This is a genomic window from Candidatus Methanodesulfokora washburnensis, assembly GCF_003947435.1.
GTDB classification, from domain to species: domain Archaea; phylum Korarchaeota; class Korarchaeia; order Korarchaeales; family Korarchaeaceae; genus Methanodesulfokora; species Methanodesulfokora washburnensis.
Map to the genome: position 1 here is coordinate 1 of NZ_RCOS01000079.1, position 11,473 is coordinate 11,473.

Here is an 11,473-nt window from a genome sequence, read left to right on the forward strand (position 1 = left end):
AGATACCGCCTTACCATGTGCCTTCTCTCAGGGTGATATGGTGGTACACCAGGGTGAACACGATGCACTTCCTGAGGAAGGCTGGTGTGATAATATTTCCGATGGTGATAATATTCTGGTTCCTCCTTCACATAGGGCCAGCTGGCTACACCACTGATTACAGCAGCTCCATAGGGGCTATTATAGGCAGGTACATCTCGCTGATCACATCTCCAATAGGCCTTTCAGACTGGAAGGCATCCCTTGCCCTTCTCTCAGGGTTCCTTGCAAAGGAAGGAGTTTTGGGCACAATAAACACGATAACAGGGTATGAGGATCCAGTTGCAGCAATAAGGTCAATTTTAGGGCCTGCTGAGATAGTATCCCTCTCTGTCATGATGAACTTCTATCTTCCGTGCATGGCCACAGCAGCTGTTCTTCTTAAGGAGCTGAGATCAGCAAAATACCTGCTTTTAGTTATCGTATACGAGCTTTTAGTTGCTTATCTGCTTGCCTTCTTCTCATATCAGATCTTTGCCTTATTATTTGGCTAATTATGGCTTTAGTCTTTCTAAGATTATAACCTTTCGGAGCTGGAGAAGACCGTTTACGACTCCGTGTGGAGGGCAAAAGTGCATCAGAGGTGATAACAAAAACTGGGATAGACGGACATAATGCCTTCAAACCTGAATTTAGCCGGGGCTGAAGCCCTGCTCTTCCAAAGGATGGAAGAGAAAAAGAGATAAAGGCTATTTGGATATGCATATGCCCGCTACGAGCCTAAGGATCAAACTTGGAAATTCCTAGTTCAAAAAAGAAATTTTTAAAAGTAGATCTCCCCTAGAATTTCTATCATCATTCATTTATTTCTATCTTCTTTTTTCTCTCCCCCTTCCCCGCCAAACAAAGCCGCTAGAACACCCAATAAAAACAAAATAAGCAAACCGGCAAGAATAGCTCCATCAATATCCCCGCTTGCTTCATGTTGTCTCCTCTGCTTCTCCAGCAGATTTTGTAATTCCTGTCCCTCTTCGTATGATATTGTTCTTAAATGGGCTTTTTCTAAAAGATCTCGTTTTCTTCTTTCCACTTCAGAGGGATTGCTTGAATGGGTGGAGAAATAGTCTTTCGTTATGATGGAAAAAACTCCTTCGATTCCCTCACAGAAGGTATTGACGAATTGAGCTATGGAAATCTGTTTGGTCCGAGAGAGCCTTTGTATCTTGATGAAGCCCTCAACTATAACATTGAGGACTAAGGCGCTTCTTTTAGTGGCTATTTCAATTTTATTCATTCTATTATCGATTTTATTTATTTTATTGTTAAGTCGATAACTTGAGTATGTAGTTGTTAAGGCAATGAGAAGTAGGAGAAAAGTGATTATTGCAAAGGGAAGTGTAAGATAATTAAGGAAATATGGAATAAATGCACAGATGAACGAGACTATAACACTTAGAAAAATGCTCAGCTCATCCTTCACTTCTACCCACCTCTAATACCTGAACCAGCCCAATCTGACCTTTTAAACTTTATGTGAGATACGTAGCTATCCTCGTGAAAAGCACTTTTTCTCCTAAAAATACTTCATAAGTTCTGTATATATCTTGTTGTATATAAAAAACCTTAAATATTTCTCCTTTATCGGTCTAGTATGCCTGGGAAGGTGTTAAAAGGAGTTCTGCTGATCTTAATAATAGTTTTTCCTCATCAGTTATTTGTTAAGGGATTGCTAAAAGAGGAAGGCAGTTCTGTAGTATCTGCTTCTCCTGCTTCATCGTTGTTTAATCCTGTTATCTCCTCGGTCTCCGACAGCATGGGCGATGTACCTGATCAGTATGGGTATATTGACATAGTTTATGCTGATATACGTCAAATAAACTTGGACACGCTTCAGTTTGAGATGAAGGTTAAGTCCACAATCCCGCTTGACCCTGGAAATGGTGTGGTTGTTTATCTTTGGATGATCGATACAGATTTAAACCCAAGTACTGGACAGAAACACACTTTTGTCGGGAGCGAGTATAATATAAGAGTGGCTTTTTACGATGGCCACTGGCAGGGCTGGGTTGATCCTATAGGGCAGCGTCCGGACGGCGGTCAGTGTCCAGTCTTCATCGACAACAATACTATCTCTATAATGGTGAAAAGGAGCCAAATTGGGGATGCATCTCGCTTCAACTGGGAAGTCTCTGCCTCCGACGATCGTGGTGGTTACGATGGAGCAGACTCATATGCGTTTTGTCAGCTCTTATCCGATATTCCAAGCTCGGGTGTAGCCTCAGAAGTCCTAATCAGCCCGTCACGGCTAGCTCTTTCAAATTCAACTCCGAGTGGAAAGCTTTCTATCAGCGTAAAAGATGCAAGGGGGAAAGAGATTCCCTTTTCCTCCGTCAAATTCTTTGTCGATTATCCTTCAATGGTGTATGTTTCAGATACTGGAGAGGTTCGACCAGCTGTCGGAAGGTTTGGTCGTTGCTGGATCACTGCAAAAGTTGATGGAATAATAAGCAGCAACCATGTTGATGTTGCTGTTGGAAGCGCTGTCCTATTGCCTCCAATTCTCCTTTTATCTCCTTCTGGCAACCCGACTGGGAAGCTCTCGGTGCAGGTTTATGATGCATATGGAAACAAAATTTCCCCAAAAACAATAGAGTTCTCCAGCAGCAATCCAAGTGTGGCTACAGTGGATAATTCTGGCTTAGTTACTGCTATAAGACCACCCAAGACATTTGGAGAAACACCATACATTTCTGCAAAGGCAGATGGCATTCCTGTGCCCAATGTTGCTGTTGTAAGGGTTACAAGGGACAACCTTGGTATAACTCTCAAAGCTCTGCCGGGAAAACACATAGTATTCTATGTTCCTGAGCAACCAATCCAAGGATTCGATTACCAGAAAATCTTCAGAGATTATGACATAGTTAGAATAACAGACATAGCTTACGAGCTTGAATCCGAGGCCACTGGTGTTGTACCCTATGGTGGAAATACTCTGTTTCTGGTGAACGACCCGGGCCATGGAGCTGATGGAACAGTACCATGCGGATTATCAGGAAATCCGATAAGGCTCGGAACTGATGTAGACAAACCTGTCCATAACAGCTGTATGATAATTGCTTATGGCTCTGGATCTCCGCAATGGGGCGTTTACTTTCATGAAATGGGTCATGATTTTCTCGGCGAGGGAACTAAGCCTGGTCAATTCTTCTTTGGGGGTGCCGATCATACATTTGTGTATGTCGAGGGATTAGCTACAGCTTTAGGTATGTACGCAGCGAAGATGATGAAGGAGCGTTCTTCAATGTTAAACATTTCAGATCATGTTATGACCACTATAATGTCCTTATGGCACTTTGGTTCAACCCCAAGCCTTGATAAATACATGAAAAATGGCGCACATTATGATGAAATGACTCCGGATGTTCTTGACGAAATGATCGACGTTATCTGCACGAAATACGGCTATGATAGCCTATACAGATTCTACTCCCTCTTTCTCCCAAGGGATGTGCCTTTCACATTCACAATAGATTCCGATGCTAAACAAGCTACTGTGTTCGTCGCTGCCCTAAGTGCTGCAACTGGAGCTGACCTAAGGCCGCAATTTAAGGAATGGGGATTCCCAATAGACGACAAATTCTACTCAGAAATATGGAATGAGGTAAATCGACTGGTAAATCAAAGAGCCCGTGCAATTTCTACAGCGCCCTCAAAGCAGACTCCTCCGAAGAGCCTTCTAATACTTCAGAGCTCCCCTCCCTTTAATGCCACTGGTGTGGATGTTGGGCTCGTTAAACTTTACTTTCCGCATGCCTCGCTTGCCTCTAAATGTGCAGCCTGCGTAGTTGTTGGAGGTCCTCTTGCCAATCCAAACAGCATTTCTGCAGCAGAAAAATCCGGAGTAAGCTTTGGAAGGGACTATATGAAGATAAATAGATCTATCTACAGGAGCGAATGGAGACATGTTGACTATGCGCTTATCCTGATTAAAGGTGAGGCCATGTATGTTATGGGAACACATAGATATGGAACTAAAGCAGCACTGCTCTGGCTATCCAAGAACCCATTATTCAATTCATATGCAATAATAAAATGGATGGATGTAAATGGGAATGGAGATGTAGACATGGAGGAGATATCCGAGGTAGCGAGGATATAACTCCCCTTTTTTATGAATAGCGCTAAAACAATGTTATAAGTCAACTTTATTAGAGATATTGAGAGACTTCTCTTATGTCGCAAAATCTTCATCAGTTTCTCCCTTTTTTCAGGGAGGCCATATATCCCTTCCTTCAGAATTATATCCCAGTTCATATGATCTGTGACAAAGATCCAGTACGTCATGCTCTCACATGCTTCTGTAAAATGCGCTTTAAATAAAAATTTAATAAACCCTTCTTTTGGTTAGCAAAACTTGGGGCAGTTTTAAAATCCAGTTGTTGTAAAACTCATACGTTCCTGATCCCTCTTGCCAGATCCTCATCAGCTAGATATATGCCCAGATCGAAAAGTATGTGAGCTGGATCAAAGCTCTTTATACAGGAATTTTATCGCTGTCTTCTCCATGTAGGAGCATCTCCTTATTGGATTTATATAATCCCTTTATCATCGCAGGATTCTGCTTGCTTTTTGTGTTCTAAGATCCACAAGCATAAGCAACTCTCTATACAGAGATTTTATCTCATCGTCCCTGAGACCAAGGTAGCCTAAGGTGTATTTCTCTATCTCCATACGATCTGCTCTCGAAACTTCTCTTTCTATGTTTTGAGGCCTTGTTGAGAGAAATCTGTTTACTTTTTCAACGAATTCATTCAGAAGATCTTTCTCCTCCAAATATGCCTGAAGCTTGAGTGGATCAATTATAGGGATAACCTCATAATCCACGGTTGCAATATCTAGGGCACCTTCTCCTAAATTGGTCCTTCCCATAAGCTCCATACCAATATAAGTGAGGACTGAGTTTGCCACGCTAAACAACACTTCTGGCTTGAGCTTATCCTTATAACTATTTCTCAGATAACCAACATATAATCTTTTGTCTATCCAAGCGCTTGGTATTTTATTAAGCCATATACTATAGTTCCTATGCACAGCACTTCTGAAGAGAAGTATCCCTCCAGATTTTGAGGGCAATTTAAGCCAATCTGGTTTATTAAGCTCTTTATAAATCGTTGGATATTTTCTTCCTCCACTTGTTTTATATTCCTCTCTTATGATATTAGCAGCCCATTCAATGTACTCCATGGTACCTGGATCATCAACTTTCTGTACATCCTGAACCCAGAGTACATAATCTTCCCTCTTTCTGGAGGGGAGATCTTCAACAGCATACATTGAGTTCTCCAGATGATCAGGTCTTATCAGCCTGCGTAGATATCTTTTGCTTATCTCCACTCTCCTATTTTCTCCAGCCAGAAGCAACTTATCAGGGGTCTCGGAAAGAAATCTCCAGAACTTAGAGGGTAGATAAAATATCTCATTTGCATTTGTTGTTATGCCACGCTTAACATTCATCACCTCCTTGAGAAGCACTAGTCTATCCTCTTCTTCCTCGAGAAATTTAAAAACAAGATCTAGATACTGTTTTGGTCCTTTTAAAACGTTTAATCTCCCCAGCTTTCCTTCTATAATGTCGATAAGCCTCTTTCTACACGCGACAATCCTCATTCTGTCTGTCTCATGGATGGTATAATCTGCAGTAGGGGTACAGTTATCAGCTTCAGAAAATATCTTCTCTATTTCCTCATAATACCTCTGCGAGGCTGTGTAGTCCTTAGTTGGTGGAGGACCGTTTATGAGAACATCTAATGGTTTTTTCAGGTATATGAATCTTATCATCTGATCCTGTGAGCTTGGCCTCCTTTCAGCTATGATTATGTTTGTCATTACTTTGGCTTCCTCGAACCACCTCTCCACGAGAGATTCGATTATATAATCCACATTAAAGTTATCAAATAACCATCTCTTCAGAGGACCACCATATTCAGCGTTAAGCCATGAGTTCTCGACTATAAATCCCAACTTGCCCTCTTCTCTTAGAAGCTTCCCCCCTCTAACTAAAAAGTAGGCGTATATCGATGCTTTTTCACTCCATCCCTCTAGGTCGCTCACATTGCTTCTGAGAGTTTTCTTATAGTTTCTGTCATAGTAGGCCATCACCATCTCCTCCTGCCTTGTATAAGGTGGATTTGCGACCACATACATATAATCCGGTCTCAGTTCTAGCTTAAAGAAGTCTCCATGTTGTATTCTAGGTATATACTTGTATCCACTTTTTACAGCTTCGAGAGCTTGGATATATACATTTATTTTTGAAAGCATTGATGCAAGCTTATCTATATCACACCCCTCTATAAGATCATAGAAATTCTCGGAATATCTCATCCTCCAATAGTTTATTGCCCTTACAAGAAACGTTCCTGATCCGCATGCTGGATCTATCAATTTTTCAGGTTTTCTACTCTTTCTAAACACCCCCACAAGAATTAGATCAACTATCCTCGTATCAGTATAGTGCTGCCCTAAGAGATGTCTTCTCTCCTCATGTATCAGGTTTTCAAAAATCCTTCCAATCACATCTACGCTTACCTCGCTCCATCTTATCTGATCCAGATACTCTACTATCTCATTTAGATCCGATAAAGATGCTGGCATAAAGGGAAGTTTATCAACTGTGTTAGAGCCAAACACTTCATCAAAGTCTCCTGTCCTAGCAATTGCATAGTCAAAGAGTTCTTTAGCCATTATCCTAAAGAAGGTCTCATCTTTTGACTCTTTTAATGGCGTGATGTTCTCTTTGAGTTTTCTTGCCATTTCAGGATCGAGGCTCTGAAGGACGAGATAAAACAATAACTTGATAGTAAAAGTATATATCTGCTCCTTAAGCATGAGATCTAGATATTTCCGTAGCTCATTATCGTTTTTTGGTTTTTCAAATCCCCTTTCTCTTAGCCAGCTCTCCACCAAGCTGCGTATATTTTCATCTTCTCGGTACTTACCTAGAAGCTGTTCCCTTCCCTTTGACGCACTGCTCTCTATGAGTCTTCTAAGTTTCTCTATAACATCCCTACTTAAATCGAGAGTCCTACCTTCAAGCATTTCCCTGAATCTCACAAGAAATTGCGTTAGGTAATCTCTGGCACTGTTGTCAGTTGATATTCGCTTGTATTCGGCTATTGATTTGGCGTCCGGTATTATTGGAAAGGGAAAATCGGTTGCCGGAACCCACTCCTCATTCTCTGTATACTTGAAAAGCTTTAGATATTTCATGTTATGAAGTCCATAGAACTTTACATTCTTTTCCTTTCTATACCACTCTGCATATCTCAGAGCTTGGTTGTTAGCTTCTGGATCGCTTAGCGAGATCTCAGGTCTTTTTACCTCGATTATAGCAACTGTTCTATTATTATACTTTAGAAGAACATCAGGCTCGCCGGAAGGCGTTCCTAGGTACACTTCTGCATCGAATCCCAAATTCTTTCCGATCTCCTTTATAACTGGGACAAGCTCACCGACATATGTTTTTTCAGTTGGTCTCTCGGGCAAAATAAATCATCCCCCTACAGCTAGTACTTATTGAATTAAATGATTCAGCAAGACGAATATTAGAAATATACTCGAGAATGTTCATCATAACACTCATCTACGAGAAACCTAATAAAATTTACTATCTGTCTAAACTGTACCGCTTTAAATTTAAAGGAGATGAATGGAGGAAACTTAGTAATTTATTGGACTCTCTTGGATTATCTTTCATCTCATTTATGATAGAATCCGATGTTCTGACATTCTTCATTAATTCATTAGCTTCTTACTGATGGAGACAGCCGTTCAAAGGTAAATATTAAAGGTTCCGAGAAATGTATCATTAGCTTCAGTCCCAGTATCTCAGGCTTAAGACCGGATATTCCAAGCTCAAGATGATGAGGTATGACAGACTGGGGAGGGATATTGACGAGCAAGACTTCTGTACATCTTGCTACTGAAGTAAGTCGAGGTGATCACTAGGACAAAGGATGCTATTACCTGGAAAAAGTTTGAGTGCTGCGTGTGCGCAAGACACTCCTTGGGGAAAAACCTTCCGGATATTCCTGTACTTCGATAACCTAGTCCTTCTTCTCCTTTTTTACGAAATCAGCAAAGTTTATCTCTTTTACTTCTTCCCCTTTCAGTATTTCAGGTCTTTCTCTTCCTATTTTAGCTAAAACAGATGCTAAAATCTTAGATTGCAACACCGATGCATCAGCAGCCCATTTAGGAGCTCCTCTTAAGTTTGATTTTCCCAAGCTTTTCAGCCTTCTCAGCTCAGAATAATTCTCGGCTTCCTCTTTTACATCTATTCCCAGTGCATTCATCAATGCTATTAAGTTTCCGAGCCTTATCATTTCCTCTTCCTCATTTCTGGCTGAAAACAAATTTGCTAAAATAACTTTCAGAATCTCGCTCATCGGAATAGTTAGCCCTTCCACATTTATTTAAACATTAGCCATATATATGATCGAGACCAGGTAAGCATCTTCCTTCAGCTCTTTTACTTTGCCTAAGTAGCCTTCCTGACTTTATTGTGGCTCTATCTTGAGGAAAAAATTAGAATTATTTGAGACGAATATAGTTATGAAATTCAGAATTCTTGAAAATCTAGGATCAAGTACCTCGCACCGGTGATTGTAATGCACTCATAATGAAAGCTAAGGAATGATGAAGATCTTGAGTAATGATCTTGCGAATATTTTTAAATGAAATGTGCCTACTTCTTGAGGGTGGTCTATGGCGATCCATGAACCAGAGCCAAATATAATAAAAATCTACAGATTGGTTGAAGAAGTGGTGAGTGGAGAGTTAGACATCCCAGAATTTCAGAGGGAGTTTGTCTGGACTAAAGACCAGGTTAAAGATCTCTTGGACTCGTTAATTAAGGGTTATCCCATAGGCTCCTTGCTGATATGGGATCTGAGCGATTATAAATCCGGTAAGCACACGTTCGATGAAAAACGTAAAGATTGGATAGTTGACGGCCAGCAGAGGATCGTGTCGCTATGCTTGATTATGTCAAAAAAGCCATATTGGATGGATAATACTGAATGGAACGAGCTACTTAGCAAGTACAAAATAAAAATAAATGTTTTGAGCCTAGAAGTAGCACTTGAGTATCCTGGCATTAAAAAAGATCCAGCATGGATAAATCCACGCGAAATTTTCTCTGAAGAAAAAGATGAAGGCTTGAGTAAACTCGCCGAGGAAATATCGAGGAAGATGAACAAAAGTGAAGAATTTACAAAGATATATAGTAACATAAAGAGAGTTTGGGATATACAGAATATCGGAATTCCTGTGATTAAAGTGAAAGCCAAGCTAGAGGACATCGCAACCATATTCGAGAGAATTAATAGCGCAGGAACTCGGGTAAAGCAATCAGACGTCACCTTAGCATACATAGCTGTATATAATAAAGATAAGAAGTGGATTAGAGAAAAATTCATGAGGTATCTGGACGATCTTGAGGACAACGGATTCTATTTTGATCCCACGCTGATAATCCGTGCGATAACTACAATTGGAGAGAATAAAGCAGTGCTAAAGAATGTTAGTGATGAGTTCCTGAGAAATGAAAAAGGAGTATTAGATAAGGCTTTTTCCGGATTCAAACGGAGTATGAGAGAGCTGATTCAGGATTTAAGAAACGTGGGTGTCCTAAATTCGGAGCTAATTTATGCCAAAAACACGATAATACCGTTGATTTACCTGTATCATAAATTCCCGGATCAACATGACTTCAATAAAGCGTTTCACTTCTTCCTTTTAGCACTAAAACGGGGGAGGTATAGTGGGTCTGCTGAAACTAGCTTGCAGGAGGACGTAAATATCATCCATAAGGCGGACAGTTTTGAAAAAGCGATAGAAGAACTGCATAGTGACATAGATCCGAGGGAAATAGAGGCGGAACTATCCAAAGATGCCGTGAGAAATTCAGTCCACTACCAAGGTGAGGGAAGATTTCTAAAATTACTTTTATACCTCGTAGTCTATAAGAAAGAAGCTAAGGATTGGTTTTCAAAGAAAAGGCTGGGATATCTGGAGCCAGATGAGATAAATAGGGATTTCACAATCGAGGTACACCACTTCTTCCCGAAAAATATCCTAAGGGAGAAGGGCTACAGAAAAGACGAACAAGAAGCATTAGCTAACATAGCCTTCATCAATCCTGGGACAAATAAGAGGCTCAGGGACGAGCCATATATCTATATTAAAAAATATAAAATAAGCGAGGAGGAGCTCTCAAAGCAGTTAATACCGATAGATGAAAGGCTTTGGGAAGTGGATCATTACAGGGAGTTCCTGGACAGGAGATCGGAGATAATCGCCGATGAGCTAACAAGGTATATGAGGAGTCTATATCCAGAATTTTATAGTTAGGGTGAAGAGATGCTGATCGATGCTACGGTCCCGCTTAGAAGAGGCTAGAACATGATGAGAAGAATGGGTCAAGAGGTTGTGATTCAGCTATCTGTCACACCTTCAGATGTGGTGTACATACTACATATGCTTCTCGACTTGGTTAAGTGGATCGTTTTACTGAGGGGCCTAATTAATCTAATCGCTGACATATGGAGGCTCCTAAGTTCATGTATTATCGGCTATTTCAGCCCTTATTTCGGTATAGCAGTTAATGAAGAGGGGTTGGCTGAATCGCTGGAGCACTATGATCTCCTCGTTCTTCCTCCAGCACTACTTATAGATTGCAAAATAGCAAAATCCATAGTTAGAGTATGTAAGGATCTTAGCAATAATCGAGTAAAAGAATTGATGAAATCGGGCCATTATGTTGACGCTGCTGTCCTATATGGTGATATAGAGGGCTTAGAGATCTTGGAAGTTAGGGAGCTTTATCATCCTAGGAAGTTATCTAGAGCTCTTAGATGGTGTTTCCTCAGGAGAAAGCTGGGAAGTTTTAAAATAGGTGAAATTAATATCTATGGAATGATGGTTAGGAATTGGAGGAGGCTTGAGGAATATGCCTGGATAGGAAAGGTAGAATCTATTATTTTAAGGTAGCAAGAAATTAAGGTAGCAAGAAAGAGGACGGGGATGGAGATACAGCTATTTGCAATAGTCCAATAGAATGGGACACCATAATCGTGGTGATAAGGAGGATTCTCTCCTTAAATCAAGCTGTCAAGATTTAAATTTCCTTTCTATATTTTCTAATCCATATTCATGGATTAGAGCCAAGAGAATTGTCAACTTGGCGGTATCAGAGATGAGGTAAGATTCCTCAAAATATCTCTTTAAATTGCTTATCGTAAAATCCTCAAAGAAATTTCTCCCTTCCCATCCATCTTTCGCCTTTACGGAGCTAATATCTGATGATTTTGATTTTAGCCTCACCATTCCCAAGGCCTGAGGGAGAAGGTTATCCAGCCTCACACCAAACATTAAAAACAGCACATCTTTCATCTCTATCTCCTCTCCAAGCTCCTCCTTTATGCACCTTTTT

8 protein-coding genes are annotated in these 11,473 nt (G+C 40.5%); 4 read left to right on the forward strand and 4 right to left on the reverse strand.

Annotation, left to right across the window (positions count from 1 at the left end; all coding sequences use genetic code 11):
- On the forward strand, positions 1–533 hold a 533-nt coding region (locus D6D85_RS06550; protein ID WP_133308295.1), incomplete at its 5' end, for a nucleoside recognition domain-containing protein.
- Positions 534–838: 305 nt separating this feature from the next.
- Here D6D85_RS06550 and D6D85_RS06555 read toward each other — a convergent pair.
- The gene (locus D6D85_RS06555) at positions 839–1,459 is read right to left on the reverse strand and encodes a hypothetical protein (protein WP_125671276.1); all 621 of its coding nucleotides are present in this window, start codon (positions 1,457–1,459) and stop codon (positions 839–841) included.
- Between the two features lie 171 nt (positions 1,460–1,630).
- Between D6D85_RS06555 and D6D85_RS06560 the strand changes: the two genes are divergently transcribed.
- On the forward strand, positions 1,631–4,138 hold the full coding sequence (locus tag D6D85_RS06560; RefSeq protein ID WP_125671277.1) for an Ig-like domain-containing protein: 2,508 nt from the start codon (positions 1,631–1,633) through the stop codon (positions 4,136–4,138).
- A 446-nt stretch (positions 4,139–4,584) separates the two neighbouring features.
- Here the strand turns inward: D6D85_RS06560 and D6D85_RS06565 are convergent, their stop codons facing one another.
- Together D6D85_RS06565 and D6D85_RS06570 are read right to left on the reverse strand one after the other, a co-directional pair.
- Positions 4,585–7,524, reverse strand: a complete 2,940-nt coding sequence (locus tag D6D85_RS06565) for an HsdM family class I SAM-dependent methyltransferase (RefSeq protein WP_125671278.1) — start codon at positions 7,522–7,524, stop codon at positions 4,585–4,587.
- Positions 7,525–8,084: 560 nt separating this feature from the next.
- On the reverse strand, positions 8,085–8,426 hold the full coding sequence (locus D6D85_RS06570; RefSeq protein ID WP_125671279.1) for a hypothetical protein: 342 nt from the start codon (positions 8,424–8,426) through the stop codon (positions 8,085–8,087).
- Positions 8,427–8,790: 364 nt separating this feature from the next.
- On the opposite strand from D6D85_RS06570, the gene D6D85_RS06575 reads away from it, so the two are divergent.
- Together D6D85_RS06575 and D6D85_RS06580 are read left to right on the forward strand one after the other, a co-directional pair.
- On the forward strand, positions 8,791–10,392 hold the full coding sequence (locus tag D6D85_RS06575; RefSeq protein ID WP_161969723.1) for a GmrSD restriction endonuclease domain-containing protein: 1,602 nt from the start codon (positions 8,791–8,793) through the stop codon (positions 10,390–10,392).
- Between the two features lie 51 nt (positions 10,393–10,443).
- Entirely contained in the window at positions 10,444–11,031 is a 588-nt protein-coding gene (locus tag D6D85_RS06580; protein ID WP_125671281.1) for a hypothetical protein, read from the forward strand.
- Positions 11,032–11,151: 120 nt separating this feature from the next.
- Here the strand turns inward: D6D85_RS06580 and D6D85_RS16220 are convergent.
- Positions 11,152–11,473 (reverse strand): hypothetical protein (locus D6D85_RS16220; protein WP_161969724.1); only part of this gene is annotated, 322 nt, incomplete at its 5' end.